Origin of the sequence: Janthinobacterium sp. J1-1 (assembly GCF_030944405.1) — a bacterium.
Classification (GTDB): domain Bacteria; phylum Pseudomonadota; class Gammaproteobacteria; order Burkholderiales; family Burkholderiaceae_D; genus Janthinobacterium.
On record NZ_CP132339.1, the window covers coordinates 4,023,820 to 4,048,488 of the forward strand.

General features: G+C 66.0%; 23 protein-coding genes. 11 read left to right on the forward strand and 12 right to left on the reverse strand.

Annotated elements, in window-relative coordinates; genetic code table 11:
- The 10 genes from Q8L25_RS18400 to Q8L25_RS18445 all read left to right on the forward strand — a co-directional run bounded on the left by Q8L25_RS18400 (position 1) and on the right by Q8L25_RS18445 (position 10,954).
- Positions 1-1,551: an aldehyde dehydrogenase family protein gene (locus tag Q8L25_RS18400; protein ID WP_308920745.1), complete on the forward strand. Its 1,551-nt coding sequence runs from the start codon at positions 1-3 to the stop codon at positions 1,549-1,551.
- Between the two features lie 73 nt (positions 1,552-1,624).
- The gene (locus tag Q8L25_RS18405; RefSeq protein ID WP_308920746.1) at positions 1,625-2,881 is read left to right on the forward strand and encodes an ABC transporter substrate-binding protein; all 1,257 of its coding nucleotides are present in this window, start codon (positions 1,625-1,627) and stop codon (positions 2,879-2,881) included.
- Between the two features lie 82 nt (positions 2,882-2,963).
- Positions 2,964-3,932, forward strand: coding sequence for a sugar ABC transporter permease (locus Q8L25_RS18410; protein WP_308920747.1), 969 nt, complete (start codon positions 2,964-2,966; stop codon positions 3,930-3,932).
- A 20-nt stretch (positions 3,933-3,952) separates the two neighbouring features.
- A complete protein-coding gene (locus Q8L25_RS18415; RefSeq protein ID WP_374694182.1) occupies positions 3,953-4,846 on the forward strand; it encodes a carbohydrate ABC transporter permease in 894 nt (297 codons plus the stop codon).
- A gap of 3 nt (positions 4,847-4,849) precedes the next feature.
- Positions 4,850-5,956 carry a sn-glycerol-3-phosphate ABC transporter ATP-binding protein UgpC gene (locus tag Q8L25_RS18420; protein ID WP_308920748.1) on the forward strand — a complete coding sequence of 369 codons (1,107 nt, stop codon included), beginning with the start codon at positions 4,850-4,852 and terminating at the stop codon, positions 5,954-5,956.
- Between the two features lie 19 nt (positions 5,957-5,975).
- Positions 5,976-6,755 (forward strand): 3-ketoacyl-ACP reductase, encoded by a 780-nt coding sequence (locus Q8L25_RS18425; protein ID WP_308920749.1) that lies wholly within the window; start codon positions 5,976-5,978, stop codon positions 6,753-6,755.
- 11 nt (positions 6,756-6,766) lie between these two features.
- Entirely contained in the window at positions 6,767-8,395 is a 1,629-nt protein-coding gene (locus Q8L25_RS18430) for a GMC family oxidoreductase N-terminal domain-containing protein (protein WP_308920750.1), read from the forward strand.
- On the forward strand, positions 8,392-9,564 hold the full coding sequence (locus tag Q8L25_RS18435; RefSeq protein ID WP_308920751.1) for a dihydrodipicolinate synthase family protein: 1,173 nt from the start codon (positions 8,392-8,394) through the stop codon (positions 9,562-9,564). Before Q8L25_RS18430 ends, Q8L25_RS18435 begins: the two co-directional genes overlap by 4 nt.
- 14 nt (positions 9,565-9,578) lie before the next feature.
- A complete protein-coding gene (locus Q8L25_RS18440; RefSeq protein ID WP_308920752.1) occupies positions 9,579-10,085 on the forward strand; it encodes a heme-degrading domain-containing protein in 507 nt (168 codons plus the stop codon).
- A gap of 182 nt (positions 10,086-10,267) precedes the next feature.
- Entirely contained in the window at positions 10,268-10,954 is a 687-nt protein-coding gene (locus Q8L25_RS18445) for a class II aldolase/adducin family protein (RefSeq protein WP_308920753.1), read from the forward strand.
- A 154-nt stretch (positions 10,955-11,108) separates the two neighbouring features.
- On the opposite strand, the gene Q8L25_RS18450 is transcribed toward Q8L25_RS18445, so the two are convergent.
- The 3 genes from Q8L25_RS18450 to Q8L25_RS18460 form a co-directional block, all read right to left on the reverse strand.
- Positions 11,109-12,170 (reverse strand): hypothetical protein, encoded by a 1,062-nt coding sequence (locus Q8L25_RS18450; protein WP_308920754.1) that lies wholly within the window; start codon positions 12,168-12,170, stop codon positions 11,109-11,111.
- Between the two features lie 27 nt (positions 12,171-12,197).
- Positions 12,198-13,070 (reverse strand): sulfurtransferase, encoded by an 873-nt coding sequence (locus Q8L25_RS18455; protein ID WP_308920755.1) that lies wholly within the window; start codon positions 13,068-13,070, stop codon positions 12,198-12,200.
- A 169-nt stretch (positions 13,071-13,239) separates the two neighbouring features.
- Positions 13,240-13,902 (reverse strand): S24 family peptidase, encoded by a 663-nt coding sequence (locus Q8L25_RS18460; protein WP_308920756.1) that lies wholly within the window; start codon positions 13,900-13,902, stop codon positions 13,240-13,242.
- Between the two features lie 163 nt (positions 13,903-14,065).
- Here Q8L25_RS18460 and Q8L25_RS18465 point away from each other — a divergent pair, with 163 nt between their 5' ends.
- Positions 14,066-15,205 (forward strand): sigma-54 dependent transcriptional regulator, encoded by a 1,140-nt coding sequence (locus Q8L25_RS18465; protein ID WP_308920757.1) that lies wholly within the window; start codon positions 14,066-14,068, stop codon positions 15,203-15,205.
- Between the two features lie 13 nt (positions 15,206-15,218).
- Here Q8L25_RS18465 and metC read toward each other — a convergent pair whose 3' ends face one another.
- From metC to sodC, 9 genes are all read right to left on the reverse strand, one after another.
- The gene (gene metC, locus Q8L25_RS18470; RefSeq protein WP_308920758.1) at positions 15,219-16,439 is read right to left on the reverse strand and encodes a cystathionine beta-lyase; all 1,221 of its coding nucleotides are present in this window, start codon (positions 16,437-16,439) and stop codon (positions 15,219-15,221) included.
- The gene (locus tag Q8L25_RS18475; protein WP_308920759.1) at positions 16,439-17,188 is read right to left on the reverse strand and encodes an amino acid ABC transporter ATP-binding protein; all 750 of its coding nucleotides are present in this window, start codon (positions 17,186-17,188) and stop codon (positions 16,439-16,441) included. The genes metC and Q8L25_RS18475 overlap by 1 nt, the downstream gene beginning before the upstream one ends.
- Positions 17,185-17,973: an amino acid ABC transporter permease gene (locus Q8L25_RS18480; RefSeq protein ID WP_308920760.1), complete on the reverse strand. Its 789-nt coding sequence runs from the start codon at positions 17,971-17,973 to the stop codon at positions 17,185-17,187. Before Q8L25_RS18480 ends, Q8L25_RS18475 begins: the two co-directional genes overlap by 4 nt.
- Positions 17,970-18,731, reverse strand: coding sequence for an amino acid ABC transporter permease (locus Q8L25_RS18485; protein WP_308920761.1), 762 nt, complete (start codon positions 18,729-18,731; stop codon positions 17,970-17,972). The genes Q8L25_RS18480 and Q8L25_RS18485 overlap by 4 nt, the downstream gene beginning before the upstream one ends.
- On the reverse strand, positions 18,728-19,567 hold the full coding sequence (locus Q8L25_RS18490) for a transporter substrate-binding domain-containing protein (protein WP_308920762.1): 840 nt from the start codon (positions 19,565-19,567) through the stop codon (positions 18,728-18,730). The genes Q8L25_RS18485 and Q8L25_RS18490 overlap by 4 nt, the downstream gene beginning before the upstream one ends.
- Positions 19,568-19,590: 23 nt before the next feature.
- Positions 19,591-22,050, reverse strand: coding sequence for a TonB-dependent receptor (locus Q8L25_RS18495; RefSeq protein ID WP_308920763.1), 2,460 nt, complete (start codon positions 22,048-22,050; stop codon positions 19,591-19,593).
- A 146-nt stretch (positions 22,051-22,196) separates the two neighbouring features.
- Positions 22,197-23,396 carry a YbfB/YjiJ family MFS transporter gene (locus tag Q8L25_RS18500; RefSeq protein ID WP_308920764.1) on the reverse strand — a complete coding sequence of 400 codons (1,200 nt, stop codon included), beginning with the start codon at positions 23,394-23,396 and terminating at the stop codon, positions 22,197-22,199.
- Between the two features lie 117 nt (positions 23,397-23,513).
- The gene (locus Q8L25_RS18505) at positions 23,514-24,044 is read right to left on the reverse strand and encodes an ankyrin repeat domain-containing protein (protein WP_308920765.1); all 531 of its coding nucleotides are present in this window, start codon (positions 24,042-24,044) and stop codon (positions 23,514-23,516) included.
- 75 nt (positions 24,045-24,119) lie between these two features.
- Positions 24,120-24,632, reverse strand: a complete 513-nt coding sequence (sodC, locus tag Q8L25_RS18510; protein ID WP_308920766.1) for a superoxide dismutase [Cu-Zn] SodC — start codon at positions 24,630-24,632, stop codon at positions 24,120-24,122.
- Between the last annotated feature and the right edge of the window lie 37 nt (positions 24,633-24,669).

The following is a 24,669-nucleotide window of genomic DNA, read 5'->3' on the forward strand; positions in this document are numbered from 1 at the left end:
ATGAACCAGAGCACCCATAACCAGGCCCTGCCAGCCGCGCCTGCACTGCTGGCCGGCGCACCGAAGCCTGATCACGCCGTCTTCCACGGCCAGCTGTATATCGACGGCGCCTGGCGCGAGGCGCTTGACGGCGCGCGCTTCGAGCGGCGCAGCCCGGCCCATGGCCATTTGGTCAGCACCTTTGCCGAAGCGGGCAGCGCTGACGTCGAGGAAGCGATCGGCGCCGCCCAGCGGGCGTTTGACGACGGCCGCTGGGCCGGCCTGAAAGGCGTGGAGCGCGCGCGCATCCTGCTGGCGGTGGCCGATGGCATCACGGCGCGCGTCGACGAGATGGCGCTGCTCGAAGCGCTGGAAACGGGCAAGCCGCTGGCCCAGGCGCGCGGCGAAGTGGGCGGCTGCGTCGACCTGTGGCAGTACGCGGCCGGCCTGGCGCGCACCCTCAGCGGCGACGCCTACGACAGCCTGGGCCAGGACATGCTGGGCATCGTGCTGCGCCAGCCCATCGGCGTGGTGGGCCTGATCACGCCATGGAATTTCCCGATCTGGATACTGTCGCAAAAGCTGCCGTTCGCGCTGGCCGCCGGCTGCACCTGCGTCGTCAAGCCCAGCGAACTGACGTCCAGCACCACCGCCATCCTGATGCAGATCCTGGCGCAGGCGGGCGTGCCGCCGGGCGTGGTCAACCTCGTCACGGGCCAGGGACCGACTGTCGGTCAGCCGCTGGCCGAGCATCCCGCGATCGCCATGCTGTCGTTCACGGGATCGACCCGGGTCGGCAGCCTGCTGGGCGGCATCGCCTCGAAGGGCCTCAAAAAAGTGGCGCTGGAACTGGGCGGCAAGAATCCGCAGATCGTCTTTCCCGATTGCGACTGGGACGCCATGATCGACGCGGTGGTGTTCGGCGTGTATTTCAATGCCGGCGAATGCTGCAACAGCGGCAGCCGGGTGCTGGTGCATGCCTCGATCGCCGAACGATTCACGCAGGCCGTGGTCGAGCGTTCGCGCCAGGTAGCGATCGGCGATCCGCTCCACCCCGACTGCAAGGTGGGAGCCATCGTCAGCGAACGGCAGATGGCCGACATCCTGGCCAATATCGACAAGGGCGTGGCCGATGGCGCGCGCCTGCGCCTGGGCGGCAAGCGCTATGACGCCGACGGCCTGTACCTGGAGCCGACCGTCATCGGCGACGTCACGCCAGACATGCCGATCGCGCGCGAAGAAGTGTTCGGCCCGGTGCTGGTGATTATTGCGTTCGACGACGCGCGGCAGGCGGTCAGCATCGCCAACGATACGGCCTACGGCCTGTCGGCCGCCGTCTGGAGCCGCGATATCGACACTTGCCTGACGGTGGCGCGCGGCGTCCATGCCGGCACTGTATGGGTCAATACCTTCCTCGACGGCTACCCGGAACTGCCGTTCGGCGGCGTCAAGGCCAGCGGCGTGGGCCGCGAACTGGGCAAGCAGGCGGTGGAAGACTACACCGAAACCAAAACCATTCAACTGCATATGGGAGGACGAAGCAACTGGTGGCTGCCACGCCCGGCGGCCTGAAGCAAGGTAGGGAATCACCGACAAGCCCACAGACAAAAAATGCCCAACAAGGGTGTGTTCAAAGGAGACGAAAATGTTGAAGAAAACCGTAGCTGCCGCCGCCGTCGCGCTGATCGCGGCGCAAACCCTGCCTGTACTGGCGGCCGATGTCAAACAGGTCGAGGTCATGCACTGGTGGACTTCCGGTGGCGAGGCCAAGGCCCTGGGCGTGCTCAAGGACGATCTCAAGCAGCGTGGCTACAGCTGGAAGGACAGCCCGATCGCGGGCGGCGACGGCGAGGCGGCGCGCACGGTGCTGCGCGCGCGCGTGGCGTCGAACAATCCGCCGGACGCGATGCAGATGCTGGGCTTCAGCGTGCAGGATTATGCCGACGAAGGCTTGCTGACCAATCTGGATGCGATCGCCGCCAAGGGCGGCTGGGACAAGCTGATTCCGGCGCCCATCCAGCGCTTTTCCCGCGCCGGCGGCAACTGGTTCGCGGTGCCGGTCGGCGTACACAGCACCAACTGGCTGTTCATCAACAAGAAGATCTTCGACGAACTGAAACTGACGCCGCCGCAGACCTTCGACGAGCTGGTGGTGACGGCCGACAAAATCCGCAAGGCCGGCTATATTCCGCTGGCCCACGGCGGCCAGGCCTGGCAGGACGCCACCCTGTTCGACAGCGCCGTGATGTCGGCCGGCGGCACCAGATTCTATACCGATGCGCTGGTCAGACTGGACCCGAAGGCGCTGGGTTCGAAGACCATGGAAAAGGCCTTCGACCAGATGCGCAAGCTGCGCGGCATGGTGGACGCCAACTTCTCGGGCCGCGACTGGAACCTGGCCAGCTCCATGGTCATCAACGGCAAGGCCGCCATGCAGATCATGGGCGACTGGGCCAAGGGCGAATATGCCAACGCCGGCAAGAAGCCCGGTGTCGACTATATCTGCGCCCATTACCCGGGCACGCAGAACGCCTTTATTTTCGTGACCGACCAGTTTGCCACCTTCAAGGCCGGCAAGGAGCGCACGGCCGGCCAGTACGCGTTTGCCGAGGCCATCATGGACAAGAACGTGCAGGCCAAATTCAACCAGACCAAGGGCGCCGTGCCGGCCCGGCTCGACACGCCGATGGACGGTTTCGATGAATGCGGCGTGAAAGCCATGACCGACATGCGTGCTTCCCTGCAGGCCGGCACCATGGTCGGCAGTTTCGCCCATGGCCAGGCCATGCCGGAAGCGTCGAAGACGGCCGTGTATGACGTGGTGACGCATTTCTTCAACTCCAGCCAGAGCTCCGCCGACGCCGTCAAGCGCCTGGTGGCCGCCGTCGAGGGTTCGAAGTAAGCCGGCAGCAGCAAGGGTGGCGGGGGCCCGCTTCGCCGCCCCCGTCCCGATCCACTCCGTTCTTTGTCCTGCAGGTGACGCCATGTACCTTGAAAATCGCGCTCCGGTGGCTACGGCCGCCGTCGCCAATGCCGGGCGCGGCGCAAGCGCGCCGCTGACCCGGCGCTCGCTGCGCAACCGCTTCGAAGCGCTGCTGCCGAAGCTCGTGCTCGGCCCCACCCTGATCATCACCCTGGTGTTCGTGTATGGCTTTATCGCCTGGACCACCATGCTGTCGTTTACCCGCTCGCGCGCGTTCGCCAAGTTCGACTGGGTCGGGCTGCTGCAATATGCGCGTGTGTGGGACCATCCGCGCTGGCATGTGGCGGTGTCCAACCTGGCCGTGTACGCCACCTTGTACGTGGTGCTGTGCCTGGCCATCGGCCTGTTCCTGGCCATTTTGCTCGACCAGCGCATCCGCGCCGAAGGCGGGCTGCGCGCCATCTTTTTGTATCCGATGGCGCTGTCCTTCATCGTCACCGGCACGGCCTGGAAGTGGATACTCAATCCCGGCCTGGGCTTGACCAAGCTGTTTCACGACTGGGGCTGGACCAGCTTCGAGTTCGACTGGATCATCAACGACATGGCCATCTACACGGTGGTGATCGCGGCGGTCTGGCAGGCCTCGGGTTTCGTGATGGCGATGTTCCTGGCCGGCCTGCGCGGCATCGACCAGGAAATGATCAAGGCCGCGTCCATCGACGGCGCGCGCATGCCGGCCATCTACCGCCGCATCATCATCCCGCAGCTGCGCCCCGTGTTCATCTCGGCGCTGGTGATCCTGGTGCACCTGGCCGTGAAAAGCTATGAGCTGGTGATCGCGCTGACCGGCGCCGGACCAGGCTACTCGACCGAGCTGCCGTCGACCTTCATGTACTCGTTCACCTTCACGCGCAATGAGCTGGGCATGGGCGCGGCCAGCGCCGTGATGATGCTGTGTACCGTGGCCGCCATCATGGTGCCGTATCTGTATTCCGAAATGCGGCCCCGCTCGTCGGCTGGCGGCCATTAAATAAAAACAAGGAGACAACAATGGCTGCCAAATCATGGGACTCGCCGCAAATGGTGGTGGGCAAGCACAATACGATGTCGCGCGTGGTGATCTACACGTTGCTGGTCGTCCTGGCGGCGGTGTACCTGACGCCGCTGCTGGTCATGCTGCTGACGTCCTTCAAGCCGCTGCCCGAGGTCTACTCGGGCAATATCCTGGCGCTGCCGCAGGAATGGACCACCGCCGCCTGGCAAAAAGCCTGGGGCACGGCCTGCGTGGGCCTGGAATGCGAGGGCGTGAAAGGCTATTTCTGGAATTCGTTCCGCATGGTGTTCTGCGCCGTGGCCGTGTCGACCATTATCGGCGCGCTGAACGGCTATGTGCTGACCAAGTGGCGCTTCAAGGGCGACAACGTGCTGTTCGCGCTGGTGCTGTTCGGCTGCTTCATTCCGTTCCAGATCGTGCTCATTCCAATGGCCACCTTCCTCGGCAAGGTGGGGCTGGCGCAGTCGATCACGGGCCTGGCCTTCGTGCATGTGGTGTACGGCCTGTGCTTTACCACGCTGTACTTCCGCAACTACTACATCGCCTTTCCCGATGAACTGGTGAAGGCGGCGATGATCGACGGCGCGCGCTTCTTCCGCATCTTCTTTCGCATCCTGCTGCCCAATTCGGTGCCCATCATCACGGTCACCGTGATCTGGCAGTTCACCAATATCTGGAACGACTTCCTGTTCGGCGCCTCGTTCACCACCGGCAGCGCGGCGCCGATCACGGTGGCGCTGAACAATATCGTCAACACTTCGACCGGCGTCAAGGAATACAACGTGCAGATGGCCACGGCGATGATCGCCGCGCTGCCCACGCTGCTGGTGTATGTCGTCGGCGGTCGTTATTTCGTACGCGGCCTGATGGCCGGCTCAGTCAAGGGGTAAATCATGTCTTCTTTATACGTATCGAATGTCAGCAAGTCCTACGGCGCCACCGAAATCCTGCGCGATATTAATATCGACGTGGAAGATGGCGATTTCCTGGTGCTGGTCGGCCCTTCGGGCTGCGGCAAGTCCACCTTGCTGTCGCTGATCGCCGGCCTCGACACCCTCTCCGGCGGCGAGATCCGCATCGGCAAGGACAAGGTCAACGACCTGCATCCGAGCGAGCGCGATATCGCCATGGTGTTCCAGAGCTATGCGCTGTACCCGAACATGACGGTGGGGCAGAACATCAGCTTCGGCCTGGAAATGCGCAAGGTGCCCAAGCCTGCGCGCGACAAGGCGGTGCAGGATGCGGCGCGGCTGCTGCAGATCGAACACCTGCTGGACCGCCGCCCGGGGCAATTGTCGGGCGGCCAGCGCCAGCGCGTGGCGATGGGGCGCGCGCTGGTGCGCGATCCGAAGATCTTCCTGTTCGACGAGCCGCTGTCCAACCTGGACGCCAAGCTGCGGGTCGACATGCGCACCGAAATCAAGAAGCTGCACCAGCGCCTGGGCGCCACCATCGTGTATGTCACGCACGACCAGATCGAGGCCATGACCCTGGCCACGCGCATCGCCGTGATGAAGGGCGGCATCCTGCAGCAACTGGGCACGCCGGCCGAGATCTACAACACGCCGGCCAACACCTTTGTCGCCACCTTCATGGGCTCGCCGTCGATGAATCTGCTGCCGGCGCGGATCACACGCCAGGACGGCGCACTGCATTTGCTGGTGGGCGAGGGCGCCGCCGCCATCGACCTGCCGCTGCCGCCGCAGCCTGCCGCCATCGACAGCCATGTGGGCCGCGAGGTGATCGCCGGCCTGCGCCCGGAAGCGATCGGCGTGGAACACGGCCGCCCCGGCGCCGTGCTGCGCAGCGTGCCCGTCACCATCAATGTGCTGGAGCCGACCGGCCCCGACACCCTGGCCATGCTGGAACTGGGCGGCATGGAAGTGTCGGCCCGCCTGGGGCCGGACCTGTCGCGCCGCTGCGGCGAACGCTGCGAACTGATGGTCGACCTGTCCAAGCTGGTGCTGTTCGACGCGCAAACCCGGCAGCGCATCGCGTGAACCGGCAAGGAGATCATTCATGAACCATATTCCTGCCAGCCGCCCGACGGCGCTGGTCACGGGCGGGCGGCGCGGCATCGGCCGGGCGATCTGCGTGGCCCTGGCCGAACGCGGCTACGACATCGTGCTGACCGACGTGGTGCAAGACGCCGAGGCCGACGCCACCTGCGCACTGGTGCGCGCGGCCGGCGCGCTAGCCTGCTTTGTCGTCTCGAACCTGAGCGAGCTGGACTCGCACCAGGCGGTGCTGGACGCGGCGTTGGCGTTCAAGGGCGGCATCGACTGCCTGGTCAGCAATGCCGGCATCGGCTCGCCCAGCCGCGGTGACCTGCTCGATGTCTCGCCTGGCGCCTTCGATGCGGTACTGGACGTCAACCTGCGCGGCACTTTTTTCATGACGCAGGCGGTGGCGCGCCATATGGTGTCGGTGCCTTCGCCGCATGCGCGCGCCATCATCACCGTGTCGTCGGTGTCGGCCGAGATGGCCTCGGTCGAGCGGGCCGAGTACTGTCTGTCGAAAGCGGCGCTGCCGATGCTGTCGCGCCTGTTCGCCTTGCGCCTGGCCAGCGCGCAGGTCGCAGTGTTCGAGGTGCGGCCCGGCATCATCCGCACGCCGATGACCGAGGGCGTGGCCGAACGTTACGAGGCGCGCTTTCGCGGCGGCCTGGTGCCGGCCGCGCGCTGGGGCGAAAGCGATGAGGTGGCCCGCGTGGTCGCCACCCTGGCCGACGGCTCGCTGCCTTTCTCCACCGGCAGCGTGCTGCACGTCGACGGCGGCCTTTCGATTCCCGTTCTTTGAAAACAAACCAGATGAAACCACACTACGACTATGTGATCGTCGGCGGCGGTTCGGCCGGCTGCGTGCTGGCCAACCGCCTCAGCGCCGACCCGTCGGTGACGGTGCTGCTGCTCGAAGCGGGCGGCTCGGACCGCCACCCGTTTTTCGCCATGCCGGCCGGCTTTGCCAAGATGACCAAGGGCATAGGCTCCTGGGGCTGGCACACGGTGCCGCAACAGCACCTGAACAACCGCGTGCTGCGCTATACCCAGGCCAAGGTGATCGGCGGCGGCTCGTCGATCAACGCCCAGCTCTATACGCGCGGCGTGCCGGCCGACTACGACGAATGGGAAAGCCGCGCCGGCGCCACCGGCTGGTCCTACCGCGACGTGCTGCCGTACTTCAAGCACTCCGAGAACAACCAGCGCTACGCGAATGAATTCCACGGCTATGGTGGCCCGCTGGGTGTCTCGAACCCGATCAGCCCGATGCCGATCTGCGAAGCGTTTTTCCAGGCCGGGCAGGAACTGGGCATCCCCTTCAATCCCGATTTCAACGGCGCCAGCCAGGGTGGCCTCGGCTACTACCAGCTGACCCAGCTCGACGCGCGCCGCTCGTCGGCCGCCACCGGCTTTGTCAAGCCCGTGCTGGACCGGCCCAACCTGACGGTGCAGATGCAGGCGCGCACCTTGCGCGTGATCGTCGAAGCGAACCGTGCGACCGGCGTGGAAGTGGTGCTGGGCGGCAGCCGTGATGTACAGGTCGTGCGCGCCGCGTGCGAGGTGATCGTCTCGTCGGGCGCGATCGGCACGCCCAAGCTGCTGATGCAGTCGGGCATAGGCCCGGCCGAACACCTGGAGTCGGTCGGTGTGCCGGTGCGCCACGGCTTGCGCGGCGTTGGCGGCAACCTGCAGGACCACCTGGACCTGTTCGTGATCGCCGAGTGCACGGGCGACCATACCTATGACAAATACAACCGGCCCCACCATGCGGCGTGGGCCGGCCTGCAGTACCTGCTGCTGAAAAAAGGCCCGGTGGCGTCCAGCCTGTTCGAGACGGGCGGCTTCTGGTATGCCGACCGCGAGGCGGCCGAACCTGCCCGTTCGCCCGATATCCAGTTCCACCTGGGCCTCGGTTCCGGCATCGAGGCCGGCATGGCCAAGCTGCGCAACGCCGGCGTGACCCTGAACACGGCTTATTTGCGGCCCCGTTCGCGCGGCACCGTGCGCCTGGCGCATGCCGACCCGGCCAGCGCGCCGCTGATCGACCCGAATTACTGGTCCGATCCGCACGACAAGGCGATGGCCCTGAAAGGCCTGCGCCTGGCGCGCGAGATCCTGCGCGCGCCGGCCCTGCGCCGCTACGTGCAAAGCGAAGTGCTGCCCGGCAGCCGGCTTGAAACCGACCAGGAACTGTTCGAGTACGCCTGCGCCAACGCCAAGACCGACCATCACCCGGTCGGCACCTGCCGCATGGGGCAGGAAAACGATCCGGACAGCGTGGTCACGCCGGACCTGCGCCTGATCGGCCTGCAGGGCCTGCGCGTGGTCGATGCGTCCGTGATGCCGTTCGTCCCCTCGTGCAATACCAATGCCCCCACCATCATGGTCGCCGAAAAGGCGGCCGACATGATCATACAATCGCGCCAGGAGAGAACATGAAGATTATTTTACCGACTGAACTGGCCACGCTGGAGAGCCATGCCATGCGCCAGGTCGGGGACACTGCGGCGCTCACGGCGCTCCCCCCATTCAACCGCATCGCCTATGCGGCGGCCCATGTGGTGATCGATCCGCGCCGCCCTTACGATCCTTCCGGCCAGGCGCCGCCGATCGACTGGGATGCGACACTGGCCTTTCGCGGCTATCTGTATGGCCTGGGCTTCAAGGTGGCCGAAGCGATGGATACGGCGCAGCGCGGCATGGGCATAGGCTGGCCCGTCGCGGCCGAGCTGATACGGCGCAGCATCGCCCATGCGTGCACCATTCCCGGCGCGGACCTGGCCTGCGGCGTCGGCACCGACCACCTCGATGGCGGCGTGGCGCATGGGCTGGACGCCATCACCGGCGCCTATGGCGAGCAGTTCGAGGTGGTCGAAAAGGCCGGCGGGCGGCCCGTGATGATGGCCAGCCGCGCCCTGTGCGCCAGCGCGCGCGGTGCGGCCGACTACCAGCGCGTATATGGCGATGTCCTGAGCGCCTCGCGCGAAAAGGTGATCCTGCACTGGCTGGGCGATGCGTTTGACGCCGCGCTGCGCGGCTACTGGGGCAGCGAGGACGTGCCGACCGCGATGGCCACCGTGCTGGAGATTATCCGCCAGCACCGCGACAAGATCGACGGCATCAAGATTTCGCTGCTGAACGCCGGCCATGAACGCCTGCTGCGCGCCCAGCTTCCCGACGGCGTGCGCATGTACACGGGCGACGATTTCAACTACGGCGAACTGATCGCCGGCGACGAGACCGGCCATTCGCACGCACTGCTCGGTATTTTCGACCCGATCGCGCCGGTGGCCGCGCGCGCGCTGGCGGCGCTGGCGGCAGGCGATAGCGACGGCTACCAGCGGCTGATCGCGCCCACCGTCACCTTGTCGCGCCATTTGTTCGCCGCGCCGACCCAGTACTACAAGGCCGGCGTGGTGTTCCTGGCCTGGCTGAATGGCCATCAACAGCATTTCACCATGGCCGGCGGCATGCACGCCATGCGCAGCGTGCTGCATTACGCGCAGCTGTTCCGGCTGGCCGACGCGGCCGGGGTGCTGATACGCCCCGAGCTGGCGCGCCGGCGCATGGCGCAATTTCTCCAGCTGCAAGCGGGCATCGATCAATGACGGGAGCGTACACCATGACACAACAGATGCAATCAGACCTGGCGCGCATCGCCGAGCAGGAACGCCGGCTGCGGTTTCCCACGCTGGACCTGGACCAGCTGTGGCGGTTGGGCGGCCTGCTGCGCACCATGGCCCGTGAACGCGGCATGGCGCTGGCGATCGAAATCCGGGTCGGCGCCGACACCGTGTTCCAGTCCATCATGCCGGGCGCCAGCCCGAACAACGCCGACTGGGCCCGCCGCAAGCGCAATACCGTGCAGATGCTGCACACCAGCTCCTACGCGGTGGGGCTTGCCGCGCGCCTGAAGGGCGTCAGCCTGGAACAGGAATCGGGCCAGCCGCTGCGCGACTACGCCACCCATGGCGGCAGCTTCCCGCTGCTGCTGGCGCACTACGGCGTGGCTGGCGCCATCACGGTGTCCGGCGCGCCCGAGCGCGACGACCACGCGCTGGTGGTCGAGGCGCTGGCGCAGCTGCTGGGCGTGGAGCATGCGGCGCTGGCCTTCGACCGTCCAGCCTGACCGCGCGCGGCTGGTGGATTCGGCGCAGCCTGGCGTCGCCGGCCGGTGACCGATGCTGCAAATTCACCAGTTGGCGCGGCGATAAGGGGATTTCCCCCGGTTTTTGCTGGCACGTATCCTGCCTATAGGTGCTCAAGCGCAGGCGATGCCGTCTGCGCGTCCTTCCACCTACAGGAGCCACCATGAGCCATATCGCCGTCGCGGAACAAGTACAAGTCGACATCGTGAAATTCGTCCAGCAGTTCGAACAGGAATTCGAGCAGGCGCATCAGCTGCTATTGAAAAGCAAAACCCTGTCCGTTACCGAAGCGGGCAACCTCAGCCTGCGCGTGCCGGGCCAGGACAAGCTGGTGATCGCCAGCTTCAACGGCGCCGGCCACGGCGTGGCGGGCGTGGTCGATTTCGACCTGAACGGCCATATCGGCACGCTGTCACCCAGCCTGGCCGAAGTGGCGGCCCTGCATATCGCCATTTTGCGCGAGCGCCCGCAAACCAATGCCGTGATCCACACCCATTCGCCCTACCTGACGGCCTGGTCGATCGCGGGGCGGCCGCTGCCCGTGCGCTATGCCACCTTGCTGGGCCATGGCACCGACGACGTGCCACTGGCGGCCTGGGGCGCGCGCTACGCGGCCGAACCGGTGGTCGCCGCACTGCGGGCCCATCCGAACGCCTACGCCACCCTGTTGGCCAACCACGGGCCATTTACCTGGGCCGACAGCGTGCTGGGCGTGGCCAAGCAGCTGGTGTTCCTGGAAGAAGCCGCCTATTTTACTTTCCTGGCCGAACAGCTGGGCGGCGCCAAGCCCTTGCCGGAAGGCGCGTTCGAGGCGGTGCAGGCGGGCAAAAAGAAGTTTTACGCGGCTTGAATAGTGGTGTTTGGCCCGACCTGCGGTTATTTGACGAGCAGGTCGGGTTAGCGGGGCCGCCGAGGCGCGCAGCGCGTAAGCCGACAATATTGCTGGCGGCGCTGGTGGTGTAGGGTTACGCGCGCAGCGCTAACCCGACCTACGCGACATGCGCTTATTTTTCCAGCGACTTCAATGCCTCCTTCAAATAGCTGTCATCGGCCCACTGGCTTACCTCGAAATCGTTCTCGATATAGCCCTGGGCCAGCAGGAAATTCTTCTTGATCGCTATCCCCTTCAGGTTTTGCGCCGATAGTGCCGGCACGAAGTCGCGCTCGCCGATGGCCAGGGCGGCGATCCGGGCATTGGGCAAAAACGTCACCCTCGGGAAGATCTCGGCCGCCGCCGCGCGGTGGGTGTTGATCCATCGCCCGGCCCGTATCGAGGCGCGCAAAAAGGCGATGATGACTTCCGGGTGGGCTTGCGCGAAATCCGTGTTGACGGCATTGGTGTAAGGGCCGTTGGCGATCTGCAGGGTCCAGTCGGGCTGGGCGGACAGATCGAGAATGACCTTGAACTGGCCGCTGTCGACCAGCTTGCGCGTACGCGCCAGGCTGCTGTGGATGGCGTCGATGCGGCCGTCGCGCAGGGCGTCCGCTTCCGGGTCGCCATGTTCGCGGCCGGCGGCCTTGAGCTGGGTCCACAGCTCCACCGGGCGCGCCGCCGGTGCCAGCGCTGGCGCGTCGGCCGCCTGCGCAATATCGACGATCTCGACGTCGGCCAGGCCCAGGCCGCCCAGCTTCAATGCCTGGTGCAGGCCGAAATGGCTGGCCGCGCGTGAAAAATCGATGCGCTCGGGATTCGACGAGCGGGAAAGGCCGATGCGCTTGCCGCGCAAGTCGTCGATGCGGTACAGGTCGGCGTCGGCTCGCACCACGATCTGGCCGCCGGACTGGGTGGCGGTGCTGGCGATCAGGGTGGTATCTGTCAAATCGGCTTTCGCCCAGATGGTGGGAATGGCGCCGCCGTCGCGAAACAGCGGGTTCAATGAATGGCGGTAATGCGGCAGCCAGCCCGCGTTGCCGGCCAGCGAGCGCAGATAGGTGGGCGTCGCGCCCACGTGCTTGAATTCCTCGTCGAGCCAGCCGAATTCGACGGCGATATTCGAGGCGACCAGCACCGGGCAGATGGTGTAATAAGCGTGCGGGGAGGTACTGCTGTCGTTCAGTTTCGTCATGGTGGTTTCCTAGTGTGGATCAGGGTGTCAGGCTTCGATCGGCGCGCCGACCAGGCTGCCCCATTCCGTCCACGAGCCGTCATAGACGCGCACCTTGTCAAAGCCCAGCAGCTCGGTCAGCACAAAAAAGGCCAGGGTGGAGCGGTGGCTCAGACGGCAGTAGACGGCTGTCTCGCGCCGGGCATCGATGCCTTTGGCGGCCACCAGCGCGCGCAGCTCGTCGACAGGCCTCAGGCGGCTGTGCTCGTCGAGCAGCCCGGCAAACGGCAGCAGCACGGCGCCCGGGATATGGCCACTGCGTTCGGCGCCATGGTTGCCGCCATCCGGTCCCACTCGCAGGCCGGCATATTCTTCCGGCGTGCGGATATCGAGGATCTGCAAATGATCGTCGCCGAGCCTTTGCTGCAGCTGGTCGCGGCCGATGCGGATATCGTCTGTGGCGCGCGCCGGTGCCTGCAAGTCGCCATCGGCCGGCGGCAGCGGCGTGTGCACGGTGGCCAGCGGCGTGGTGGGCAAGCCGCCGGCCAGCCAGGCGCGCAGGCCGCCATCGAGCACGCTGACATTGGACAGTCCCGCGCGCAGCAGGACCCAGCGCGCATAAAAGGCAAACTGGCTGTGGTCGCCGTATAGCACCAGTTGCCGTTCGGGGTCCACGCCGGCCGCGCGCAGGCGGCGGCGCAAGGTATCGGCGCCAACGAACTGGCGCTGGCGTTCATCCCACAGCAGTTCCTTCCAGTGGAAAGCGTGCGCGCCTTCGATGGCGACCGCAGGGCCGCCTTCCTCGGGGCGCCTGCTGAGGATGGCGATCACATTGACGGCCGGGTCGTGCAGGTGTTCGGCCAGCCAGGCGGCCGGCGCCAGCAGCGGAAATGTGGTGGAAGCTTGAGCGGGTGCGTTCATGGTTTTCCTGTCGTGGTGGGTGGTCGTGCTGCTGATACAGCAAGGACCGGGCCAGATGGCGACAGGAAGGGAAAGCTTGGATTTATGAGGCGTTGCGCCGGATGGTGAAGGGCAGCGCTGCTGCAAACGCAACGCCCGCCGGTGAAAAATCACCGCCGTGGCGGCCCGATTACGCCAGCCGCGCGCTCCATAACACGCCGCCCACCACGGCCAGGCTGGCCGGGTCGACGTCGATGGCGCGATAGGCGGGATTGTCCGGCACCAGCCGGATACGCCCGCCCACTTCCAGCTGGATGCGGCGCAGCAGCAGGTTGCCGCTGTCTTCCAGCAGGAACACCTGGCCGTCGGCCAGCTCCTTGCGGGTGATATCGATCAGCAAGGTGTCGCCCGGCAGGAAGTGGGGCGCCATGCAGTCGCCGGGCATGATCAGGGCTTTCAGGTGCGAAGCGTCGAGGCCGTTGCGCTGCAGCCAGAAGCGGCAGAAGGCCAGTTCAGTCAGGGTGGTCGGGTCCAGCCGTGGTGGCGCGTGGTCGTTGGCCGCCTGGCCCTCGTACAGCGGCAGCAGGGTCAGGCTTTGCTTGGGCATGCCGGACGTCATTTCGCCGTGGCCGGTGGCCAGCCACGCCAGGTCGACATTGGCCGCCTGCGCCAGCGCGACCAGCACCTTGCGCGACGGGTCGCCGCCACCGAGGTAGCGCAATAGCCCGCTATGCGAAATGCCGGCCTTTTTGGCCAGCGCGCTGACCGAACCGGCGCGGGCGACGAGGGCTTTCAGGCGCAAGGTGAAGTCGTCGAGGATATCGAGCTGCAGTGTTGCCGTGGATTCGTTCATAGTTCGCTTTAGCATAAGGTCATGCCAAATTCTTCGTTAAGTATCAGGGGTTGATCATGCTATCGTTACAATGTAACACGGTGCTTATCGCGCTTTAGTAAAGCTTTTCACACTTTAGCGCAAAGCTGCCGCTACTTTCCACTTTTATTGAAAGCCGCTTATCGTGAGTGTCCTGCTGACCCTGCCCACCTCGAGTGGCGCCGCGCTGTCGATCCGAGCCAAGGCGCTGGTGTTCAACGATCCCCGTTCCGAAGCGCTGCTGGCGCTGGCCACGCATATCGCACCGACCGACGCTACCGCCCTGATTATCGGCGAAACCGGCACCGGCAAGGAATTGCTGGCGCGCTATCTGCACACGCACAGCAAGCGCAGCGGCCCGTTTATCGCCGTCAATTGCGGCGCCTTCAGCGAAACCCTGATCGACGCCGAGCTGTTCGGCCACGAAGCGGGGGCATTCACGGGCGCCACCCAGGCGCGCCAGGGCTGGTTCGAGGCGGCCAATGGCGGCACCCTGTTCCTCGATGAAATCGGCGACTTGCCGCTGTCGATGCAGGTCAAGCTGCTGCGCGTGATACAGGAGCGGCAGATCGTGCGCCTGGGATCGCGCCGCACCACGCCGCTCGACGTGCGCCTGGTGGCCGCCACCAATATCGACCTGTACGACGCGGTGCAGGCCGGGCGCTTCCGGGCCGACCTGTATTACCGGCTCGGCGTGGCCACGTTGGCCCTGCCGCCGCTGTATGCGCGCCAGGGCGATATCCTGCCGCTGGCCCAGCACTTCATGAAATACTATGCCGAGCGCCTGAAGATCGCCGATATCGTTATCGACGAGGCGGCGCGCCAGGTGCTGCTGGACTATGGCTGGCCCGGCAATATCCGCGAACTGGAAAACACGATTCACTACGCGATGATCGTCTGCCGCGATGGCGTGCTGCGCGCCGAAGACTTGCGCCTGGGGCGCCAGCCGGCCGCCACGCGCGCGCTGGCGCAGGTCCACCCCTTGCCGCTGCGCGAGCCGGAGACTCACATACCTGTGCCGGTACAGGAAGTGGTAGAACCGGTCGAAGCTGGCCTGCAGCAGCAACTGCGCACCATCCTCGAAGCGCTGCTCGACGCCGGCGAGGATGCCGCCTTCGACCAGATCGAGGCGGCCGTGACGGGCGCCGCGCTGGCGATCGCGCACAACAACCAGACGCAGACGGCGCGCCTGCTGGGCATTTCGCGCAACGTGCTGCGCACCCTGCTCAAGCGCCACCATTTTTCCGGTGGCGAGCAGGAAGCCGGCGAGGCCTGCACCGCCTGAGCACATGGCTTGCTTATTGTCGTGCTCGGGCATATGTAAACGCGCCTAGTGCGTGATCGAGATCGGCGATCAGGTCCCCCACCGATTCCAGCCCCACGTGCAGGCGGATGATCTGCCGTTTCGGATCGAGCGGCTGGAACGTGCGTGTCGCATGCGGCAGCTTGACCAGGCTCTCGTAGCCGCCCCAGCTTGCGCCCATGGCGAACAGCCGCAGGTGGTCGAGAAAGGTATTGAGCACCTGCGGTGCCGTTGCCGGCAATTCGAATGAAAATAACCCCGACGATCCCGTGAAATCGCGCTTCCACACGGCGTGGCCCGGATGGTGCTCGAACGCCGGGTGGCGCACGCCGATTACCGCTTCGTGGCGCGACAGCCATTCGGCCACCTCGATCGCCGAGCGCTCGTGGCGATCCAGCCGCACGCCCAGGGTGCGCAGGCCGCGCAGCGCCAGGTAGGCGTCGTCGGGGCCGGCGATATAGCCCAGGCCGCGCACGGTGGAGCGCACGTCGCTGTAAATCTCCTTGCGCGTGACGATCAGGCCCAGCATGGCGTCCGAATGGCCGACCAGGTATTTGGTGGCCGCGTGCAGCGAGATATCGACGCCGTGCTCGAACGGCTTGAAGAAATAGGGCGTGGCCCAGGTATTATCGAACAGCACCAGCGCGCCATGGGCATGGGCCACTTCGGCGATGCGCGGCACGTCCTGCACTTCGAAGGTGTCGGAACCCGGTGCTTCCAGGTAGACCACGCGCGTGTTCTTGCGGATATGCAGCGCCAGGTTGTCGACATCGAGAGGATCGAAAAAGCTGGTGTCGATGCCGTAGCGGGTCAGCACGTTGAGGAACACATTGCGCGCGCTGGGGTAGACGTTGTCGGTCACCAGGATATGGTCGCCCGACTTTGCCACGGCCAGCACGGCGCCGACAATCGCGGCCAGGCCCGAGGGCATGATCAGGCCGCGATAGCCGCCTTCCAGTTCCGCCACCGCGTCTTCGAAGGCCACCGTGGTGGGGTTGCCCAGGCGGCCGTACATGGTGCCGCGATAAGACGGATCTTGCGCCAGCTGGCGCTGCGCCTCTAGGCTGGCCGTGTCGGGCCAGATAAAGGTCGAGGCGCGATAAATCGGCGTGTTGACCGTGCCGCCGTGTGCGGCCGGGTCGCGCCCCACATGGCCCAGGCGGGTGGCGAAACTGTGATCGCGGCTGGCGCCGCCTGCGTGCTTGTCACTGCTCATTACAAAACCCTTTCTAAAAATGCGCGCGTGCGGCTGTCGCGCGGCGCGGTAAAAATATGCTCGGGCGTGCCCGATTCGACGATGCGTCCGCCGTCCGTGAAGTGGACGACGTCGGCGATTTCGCGCGCGAAGCGCATTTCGTGCGTGACGATCAAACAGGTGACGCCGCTGGCGGCCACGTCGCGGATGGTGGTCAGCACCTCCTTGACGGTTTCCGGGTCCAGCGCGGCCGTCACTTCGTCGAACATCATCACGCGCGGCTGCATCGCCAGGCTGCGGGCAATCGCCACGCGCTGCTGCTGGCCGCCGGACAGCTGGCCCGGGTAAGCGTGCTCCTTGCCGGTCAGCTTGACCTTGGCCAGCAGGGCGCGGGCGCGCTCTTCGGCCGGTCCCCGTTCTTCCTTGAGCACCGTCAGCGGCGCCAGGGTGATGTTGTCCAGCACGGACAAATGCGGGAACAGGTTGTAGCTCTGGAAGATCATGCCGACCTGGCGGCGCAGTTTCAGCAGGTCCGGCGCGGCGTCCGTCACGCGGATGCCGCACACGTCGATGGTGCCGCTGTCGACGCCGGCCAGCGCGTTGATGGTGCGCAGCAGGGTGGACTTGCCGGAACCGGAAGGGCCGATCAGGCAGGCGATCTCGGACTGGCGCACGTCGAGCGACACGCCATTGAGCACGGTGTGGCTGCCGTAGGACTTGACCAGGTCGCGGATCACGATCTGGTGTTCGCCGGTGGATGACTGGCTCATTCTTTCACGCTCCATTTTTTTTCAAGACGGCGCGACAGGCGCGAAATCGGATAGATATAGACAAAGAACACGATGAAGGTATAGGCGTGGGCCGGCAGCAGCAGGTCGGGCCGGGTTTCGCCGGCCAGGCGCAGGCCGACCGAGGTCATCAGCTCTTCCACGCCGAGGATATTGGCCAGCGAGGTGGACAAGGTCACGATGCAGTACAAGCTCATCCACGGTGGCGTCATGCTGCGCAGCGCCTGCGGCAACACCACCTTGCGCAATATCTGGCGGCGGTCCAGGCCCAGGGCGGTGGCCGCTTCCCATTGCTGCAGCGGGATCGAGCGTATGCCGCCGCGCACGATCTCGGACATATAGCCCGAGGCGGGCACGCCGATGCCGATGGCCGCCTTCAGCCAGTCGGGCAGGAAGAGGTATTCGCCGAACACCTTGATTTCATACGGCACCAGGTACATCAGGTAAAACACCGCCACCAGCCACGGCGCATTGCGCAGCACCAGGGTGAGCTGGCGCGCCACGGCCGCGCGGCGGCGGTGCGGCGAGCATTGCACGATGCCCAGCACGGTGCCGCCCGCAGTGGCAAAGGCAATTGCCACCAGGCCCATGACGATATTCAGCACGAAGCTGGACAGCAGGCCCGGCGTCCAGGCCACCAGGTAGCTTATCGGTTCGCGGTAGCGGTCATGCGTCCAGGCGGCCAGCGCCAGCAGCGCCGCCCAGCGCGCCCAGCGCCACAGTCCGGAGGCGCCGTTGCCATTGGTGGTGGTCAGGCGGGCGCTCATGCGGCCACGCTCCCTGGCAGCTGCAGCCGGCGTTCGATGGCGCGCATGCCGGCCGATACGCCGCCGATCAGCAGCAGATAGGTGACCAGCAGGATCTGTATCATCACCGGCACATTGAAGCTGTCGGACCAGATGCGGTTGCAGGCATAGGTCAGTTCGGGCACGGCGATGGCGAACGCCACCGAGGTCGCCTTGATGGTCTGGGCGATGCTGTTCGACAGGGCCGGCAAGCTGTGGCGCAGGGCCAGCGGCGCGATCACCTGGCGGAAGATCTGCAGCCGGCTCAGGCCCAGCGCTTCGGCCGCTTCGACCGTGGCGCGCGGCACGGCGTCGATGCTGCCGCGCAGCGCCTCGATCTGGAAGGCGCCCGAATGCAGGCCCAGCACGATCACGGCCCAGCCGAAGCTGCCCAGCAGGCGCACCTGTTCGCCGTGCTCGTTGACCACCATCGGCAGCAGCGAGCCGACGCCGAAAAAGAAGAAATACATTTGCGCCAGCAGCGGCGTGTTGCGGAACACCTCGACATAGGCATTGATCGCTTTCTGGCCGGCGGCAAAGCGGGAACCTTTTACGGCCGCACCGGTCACGCCGATGGCCAGCGACAGCGCCACGGCCAGCACGGCCAGCGCCAGCGTCAATCCAAGACCGAGCAGGAAGCGCCGTCCGTCGGCCGGGTCCCATAGTATGGTCAGGTTCAGGCCGTGTTCGATCAGCCATTCCCTGGCCGCGCCGCCTTCCGGAAAAAAACCTGCGCTCATCGTGCGCTGACCTTCACCGCGTAGCGCTCGGCCATCTGCTGCGCCCACACATTCGGCGGCAGCTGGTACTTGTGTTCCAGGCCGATGATAAAGCGCTCGCGGTGCCAGCGTTCGACGATGCTGCCCAGCAGCTGCTTGAGTTCCGGTTCGTTCTTTTTCAGCGCCACGCCCCAGGGCAGGCGCTCGTCGCCGATCAGCTTGAGTTCGAAGCCGCTCCAGCTATGGTTGTCTTCCTTGATCTTGGCATACCCCGTATCGTCGCCGATCGAGGCCACGCAGCGCCCGTCGGCCACCGCCTTGTGCACTTCCGCAAAGCCGGGGAAGGCGGCGATCTTCAGGCCCTTGGCTTCGTAGGGGCGCACCCACACCGACGCGGCCGGCGCGCAGACGGTCTTGCCCTGCAGGTCGGCCCAGCTTTCGATGCGCGTGCTTTTCAGCGCGAACACGGCCGCCGCCGCGCTGTAGAAGCCGGGCGAGGCGAAATCGATCTCGCGCCGCCGCTCGGGCGTATCGAGCAAAGACGTCACCATGAAGTCGCAGCGGCCCTGCTTGACGAAGATGATGCGGTTGACCGGCGTGATGCGCACCAGGTTCAGTTTCAAGGGCTTGCCCACGGCCGCGCCCACGCGCTGGTGCAGGTCGACGATCAGGTCCCAGGTCAGGCCGGCCGGCTTGCCCGCCTGGTCCAGGTAGGCGAAGCCGGGCGACTCGAAGCCTCCGTAGCAGACCGACAATTGTCCCCGGTCCTTGATCTTGTCCAGCGCCGTGTCGGCGCGGGCCGGCGTGGCCGCGAGCAGCAAAGACAAGGCGATGGAAATGGCGAGTGGTGATTGCATGTCGAAACTCCTCTAATGGAACATCAGAACGCGGTGGCCAGGCGCAGCGAGTAATAGGTGCCGAAGGCGCCGACCGGGGCCTGGCTGGAAGGATAGACATAGCGGCCGCCGGCCAGGCGCAGTTCCGGGCGCGTCTTGTCCGGGTAGGAATCGAACAGGTTGTTGGCGCCGAAGGTGATGCTGGTATGGCGGCCCAGCTTGTAGGCCAGGGTCAGGTCGGTCACCCATTGCGCGCCGAATACCTGGTCCAGCGCCGGGTTGTTGCCCGTGTCGACCACCGTGAACTTGCCGTAGCGCGCTTCCGTCACGCCGACCGTCCAGTCGCCGACGGCATAGCGGCCCGTCAGGCGCAAGGTCGAACGGGGCGAGTACGACTCGATATTGCCGCGCGTGGTGCGGCCCACCAGCGCCAGGCCGCTGCCGGCCAGCTGGCCCGAGTTGTCCTTCACGCCCGTGATCTTGGTCACGCCGTAGTTGTAGCCCAGGCCCAGGTCCAGGTTGCCGTAGCCTTGCAACGCCAGGCGGTGATTGCCCACCACATCCACGCCGCGCGTGCGGGTGTCGAGCGCGTTGACAAAGAAGGAGGCGCCGCTGACACCCGCGAAGCCCGCCTCGCGCAGCAGCCGCTCGACCAGCGCGCCGCTGAGGGTTTCGGACAAGGTGATGCGGTCGCGGATGGCGATCTGGTAGGCGTCGATGGTCAGCGAGGTATTTTTCGCCGGCTGGAACACCAGGCCGGTGGAAAAGTTGACCGATTTTTCGGGTTTCAGCGCGGTGGCGCCCAGGGCCCGCGCGGCCGGGTGGTCGACCGGGAAATTGCGCACGTCGAACGGCTCGCCGGCGCGGAAGGTGGTTTGCGTGGACGACAGGTTGGCCTGGCCCAGCGACGGCGCGCGGTAGCCATTGCTGGCCGTGGCGCGCAAGGCAACCGTGGGCGTAAAGTCGTAGCGCAGCGACAGCTTGCCGTTCCAGGTATTGCCGAAGTCCGAATAATGCTCGGCGCGGGCGGTGGCGCCCCACTGGAATTTCTCGGTCAGCTGGTTTTCCAGGCCCGCATATACGCCTTGCACGCTGCGCGTGAGGCTGCCCGCGTCGTCGGGACGGTAGCCGGGGAAACCCTGGGCGCCGGCCGGCGCGCGCGCACCCGCGCTGGGGCCGTCAAGAATCGGCACGGTGCCGGCGATCCACGACGCCTCGTCGCCCGCGTCGATCGAGAATTTCTCATGCCGCAAGGCCGCGCCGGCCGACACCACCAGCGGCTCGGTGGAAAAGCCGACGGCGGCGTTGCGCACATAGTCGAGCGTGAGATTGGTCTGGGTGTTTTTCATGCCGCCCGCATAAAAGCTGCGCGGGCTGGCCGCGCCCAGGCTGGCGTTGATGGAATCGGGCACGTCGAACTTGATGCGGTTGCCGCCATGATTGACGCCCAGGTCGAATTGGCCCGTCTTGTCGTTACCGTAGCGCAGGCCGGCATTCAGTGCGCCATCGTTCGAAGTGGTATTCAATAGCGGCAGGAAGCCGTCGGGAAACAGCGAGCGCACCGTGCCGTTGTCGTTGGGACGGCGGAACAGCCCCTGCGAGCGGCCCAGGCGGTGGCCCACGTTGCCGAACACATAGGCGCGCAATTCCGGCGCCAGGCCCCATTCGGCATTGAGCACGCCGTTGTATTCTTCCAGCGCGGGCGAGCCCACCAGCCATTCGCGCCTGGCCGCGCCCGAGGTTTCGCGCGGGTCGTTGGCAAAGTAGAACTGGCGCGTATCGGCCCCTTCGCGCAAGGTGGTGCGCTGGGTGTTGATGGCTTCGCCGGCCACCGTCAAAAAGCCGTCGCCGGGCAGGGCAAAGCCGGCCGAGCCGCTGGCGCTCTTGGAAAAGCCGTCGCCTTCGGCAAACTTGCCTACCTGGACCGCCGCAGCGCCACCCGCATCCTGGCTTTTCAGCACGATATTGATCACGCCTGCAATCGCATCGGAACCATATTGGGCGGCCGCGCCATCGCGCAGGATTTCCACCCGGTCGATGGCGGCCAGCGGGATCTTGGCCAGGTCGAACGCCTGCGCACCACGGCCCAGGCCACTCTTGTTATTGACAAAGGCCGACAAATGCGCCCGCTTGCCGTTGATCAAAACCAGGGTCTGCGACGGCGCCAGGCCACGCAGGGCGGCCGGCCGCACGGTGGCCACGCCATCGGAACCGGCCGTCACATTGTATTGAAACGAGGGCGCCAGCGCCTGCAGTGCCTGGTTCAGATTGACGGCGCCCGTTTCGGCCAGCTGCCGCGTCGAATACACATCGACCGGCGCCTGGCTGCTCAGCTCCGTGGTATTGGCCCGGCGGGTGCCGATTACCACCACATTGCCGGCGGCGGCGGCCGCACCGGCCAGCGCCTCTGCGCCGGACGCGCCGCCGTCCTGGGCCTGGGCGGGCGCCAGGAAAGCGGTCAGCAGTGGAAGGAAAACAAAATTGCGCGATGAAGGAGATGGCATGGCGGGGTCGTTCCTGATAGTGAGAATATCCTCCTTATCAGCACGATGTGTGCCATGCGTTTTTCAGCTGAAAAGCGGCTCTTTCACCATAAAACTGGTCAAAATCCACCGCTGCGCGCGCTGCCAGGCGCGGCGCCGTTGCGATTTCAACGGCCAGCCACCAGCGCCTTCTGCCCCATCGCCAGTGCCGCGCCGATCAACAGCAGCACGCTTGAAGCGATCAGGCCACGTTCCAGCCCCGCCTGGCGATCGGCGATCCAGCCGACCAGCACCGGGCCGGCGATCTGGCCGAAGGCGAACACGGCGGTAAACGCGCTGATGCCGGCCGGCCACGATTCCGGCGGCAGGTTGTGCCGCACCAGGGCCGTGGTGGAGGCCACCACCGACAGGAACACGGCGCCGAACACCAGGCCGGACAGGAAGATGAACGGCGCGGCGCTGGTCAGCGCCGGTATCAGGGTGGCCACGCCCAGCAGGGCGTTCAGGATGGCCAGCGACTGGCCGCCCTTGTTGCGGTCCAGCATGCGGGCCCAGATGCGCGAGGAGGCCACCACCGCCAGGCCCAGCAGGGTGTAGAACACGGTGATCAGCTGCTGCGACATGCCCTGCTGCTTGAGCAGGGCGACCACGAAGGTCATGTAGCCGATATAGCCGGCGCCGAACATGAAGTAGGCGGCCAGGCCGCAGGCAAAGTCCTTGCTGGAAAAGCGCTGCGCCTGGCCCTGCATCAATCGCGCCTCGCCGATGCTTCTGGCCGGCAGGGCCATCAGGGCGGTCGCCAGCAGGCAGGCGATGCCCAGCGCCAGCCAGGCCGATTGCCAGCCGTGCGCCGCGCCATGCTGCTGGGCCGACGACAGCGCGGCCGGCACCAGCAAGGCGGACAGCGCGATGCCGAAACCCGTGCCGCCGTAGTACAGGCCGATGATAAAGCCGGCCCGTTCGCCCTGCAGCGAGCCGAGCCGCGCGGCCAGTACGCCGCCGGCGACAAACACAAAGGCGCTGGCCGCGCCGGCGCACACGCGCTGCAGGAACAGGGCGGTGGTGTCGCTCACAAAACCGGACAGCAGCATGAAGATGCTGGCCAGCACGCTGCCAGCCATCAGCAGGCGCCAGGTGCCCATGCGGCGCAGCAGGGCGGGCGTGGCCAGGGCGCCGAGGAAATACCCGAGCGCATTGCAGGTGTTCATGGCGCCGGCCAGCAGGTAGGACCAGCCCAGGTCGTCGCGCATGGGCGGCAGCAGCAGGCCATACGAAAAGCGCGACAGGCCCAGCGCCACGGCGGCGCCCAGCGACAGGGCCAGCGCGACGGCCAGCGGATGCGAGATGGTGGGAGAGGGTGTGCTCATGACAGCCAGTGTAGCGAATCGGCCGGCCTGGGCGCGTGCTTTGGTTTGCCCACGCCGCAGCTCAGATGCCGGCGCCGGCAAACTGACACAATCTTGCCACAGTACTGATCACAGCACTTATGCCGTCTGGCCCAGTGCGGTCAAATGGGCCAGGGTATCGGCCGCATTCATGGTCTTGGCCAGCGAGACGGCCGTCATGCCGCGGCTGTCGACGGCGTCGATGCGGGCGCCGTGCTTCAGCAGCAACTCAAGAATGGCCAGGCGGTTGAACATGGCGGCCATCATCAGCGGCGTCTTGCCGTCGGGGCTGCCGCCTTCGACCTTGGCGCCGTGCTGCAGCAGCAGTTCGGCGATCTCCAGGTAGCCCTTGTAGGCGACGCCGGCCAGGGGCGTCTGGCCCTGGTCGTTCGGCACATTGGCGTCGGCGCCCGCTTCGAGCAGCAGGCGCGAGGTGTCCAGGTGGCCGTGATAGCTGGCCAGCATGATCAGGCTGTCGCCTTTTTCATTGCGGAAGTTGACCGGCACGCCCTTGGCGACCATGGCGCCCAGTTGCGCCGTATCGCCTTCGCGCACGAGGGCGAACAGGCCGCGGATGAATTCCAGCGTTTCCGCATCCATCGCGGGTTTGTTGGGGGTATCGGCGTTCATGTTTTTCTTTCAGCAAGGTTCAAGGCGCGCAGTTTACTATGGACACGGCGACGGCGCCGTGCCGCTTGTTATCGCTTATTTGACCACGCCGCACGCCATGCGCGCGCCGCCGCCACCGAGTTTTTCAGGATGGTCGCTGTGGTTGTCGCCGCCCACGTGCACCATCAGCGCGTGGCCCTTGAAGTCGGCGGCTTTCAGGCGCGGCGCCAGTACCGGATAAGTGGCCGTGCCATCGGCGGCCACGTAGATGGCGGGCAAATCGCCCTGGTGGCCGGAGGCGTCGTACGGGCCCTTGTGCGCGGCGGTCTTGGCCGGGTCCCAGTGGCCGCCCGCGGCGCCGGCCGGGGTTGGCTTGCCGTCCGTCACGCTGGCGTCGCACGATGGCTTTTCATGCAGATGAAAACCGTGCGTGCCGGCCGGCAAGCCTTTCAGGTCGGGCGTCAGCAGGGCGCCGTATTGGGTTTGCGAAATGCTGACCGTGCCGGCCGCCTGTTCCGCACCGTTCGGCCCCGCGAAGAATAATTCCACCGTCTGTGCGTGCGCCAGTTGCGCGCCAAGCGCCAGTACCGCCGTCAAAAGCATTTTCATGTCGTTCTCCCGAGGTTGAATGTCAAATAGGCCGCAT

Bases quoted from the DNA above. Each gene is read 5' to 3' on its own strand.
- Q8L25_RS18400 (WP_308920745.1), top strand. From the start codon at position 1: ATGAACCAGAGCACCCATAACCAGGCCCTGCCAGCCGCGCCTGCACTG.
- Q8L25_RS18405 (WP_308920746.1), top strand. From the start codon at position 1,625: ATGTTGAAGAAAACCGTAGCTGCCGCCGCCGTCGCGCTGATCGCGGCG.
- Q8L25_RS18410 (WP_308920747.1), top strand. From the start codon at position 2,964: ATGTACCTTGAAAATCGCGCTCCGGTGGCTACGGCCGCCGTCGCCAAT.
- Q8L25_RS18415 (WP_374694182.1), top strand. From the start codon at position 3,953: ATGGCTGCCAAATCATGGGACTCGCCGCAAATGGTGGTGGGCAAGCAC.
- Q8L25_RS18420 (WP_308920748.1), top strand. From the start codon at position 4,850: ATGTCTTCTTTATACGTATCGAATGTCAGCAAGTCCTACGGCGCCACC.
- Q8L25_RS18425 (WP_308920749.1), top strand. From the start codon at position 5,976: ATGAACCATATTCCTGCCAGCCGCCCGACGGCGCTGGTCACGGGCGGG.
- Q8L25_RS18430 (WP_308920750.1), top strand. From the start codon at position 6,767: ATGAAACCACACTACGACTATGTGATCGTCGGCGGCGGTTCGGCCGGC.
- Q8L25_RS18435 (WP_308920751.1), top strand. From the start codon at position 8,392: ATGAAGATTATTTTACCGACTGAACTGGCCACGCTGGAGAGCCATGCC.
- Q8L25_RS18440 (WP_308920752.1), top strand. From the start codon at position 9,579: ATGACACAACAGATGCAATCAGACCTGGCGCGCATCGCCGAGCAGGAA.
- Q8L25_RS18445 (WP_308920753.1), top strand. From the start codon at position 10,268: ATGAGCCATATCGCCGTCGCGGAACAAGTACAAGTCGACATCGTGAAA.
- Q8L25_RS18450 (WP_308920754.1), bottom strand. From the start codon at position 12,170: ATGACGAAACTGAACGACAGCAGTACCTCCCCGCACGCTTATTACACC.
- Q8L25_RS18455 (WP_308920755.1), bottom strand. From the start codon at position 13,070: ATGAACGCACCCGCTCAAGCTTCCACCACATTTCCGCTGCTGGCGCCG.
- Q8L25_RS18460 (WP_308920756.1), bottom strand. From the start codon at position 13,902: ATGAACGAATCCACGGCAACACTGCAGCTCGATATCCTCGACGACTTC.
- metC (WP_308920758.1), bottom strand. From the start codon at position 16,439: ATGAGCAGTGACAAGCACGCAGGCGGCGCCAGCCGCGATCACAGTTTC.
- Q8L25_RS18475 (WP_308920759.1), bottom strand. From the start codon at position 17,188: ATGAGCCAGTCATCCACCGGCGAACACCAGATCGTGATCCGCGACCTG.
- Q8L25_RS18480 (WP_308920760.1), bottom strand. From the start codon at position 17,973: ATGAGCGCCCGCCTGACCACCACCAATGGCAACGGCGCCTCCGGACTG.
- Q8L25_RS18485 (WP_308920761.1), bottom strand. From the start codon at position 18,731: ATGAGCGCAGGTTTTTTTCCGGAAGGCGGCGCGGCCAGGGAATGGCTG.
- Q8L25_RS18490 (WP_308920762.1), bottom strand. From the start codon at position 19,567: ATGCAATCACCACTCGCCATTTCCATCGCCTTGTCTTTGCTGCTCGCG.
- Q8L25_RS18495 (WP_308920763.1), bottom strand. From the start codon at position 22,050: ATGCCATCTCCTTCATCGCGCAATTTTGTTTTCCTTCCACTGCTGACC.
- Q8L25_RS18500 (WP_308920764.1), bottom strand. From the start codon at position 23,396: ATGAGCACACCCTCTCCCACCATCTCGCATCCGCTGGCCGTCGCGCTG.
- Q8L25_RS18505 (WP_308920765.1), bottom strand. From the start codon at position 24,044: ATGAACGCCGATACCCCCAACAAACCCGCGATGGATGCGGAAACGCTG.
- sodC (WP_308920766.1), bottom strand. From the start codon at position 24,632: ATGAAAATGCTTTTGACGGCGGTACTGGCGCTTGGCGCGCAACTGGCG.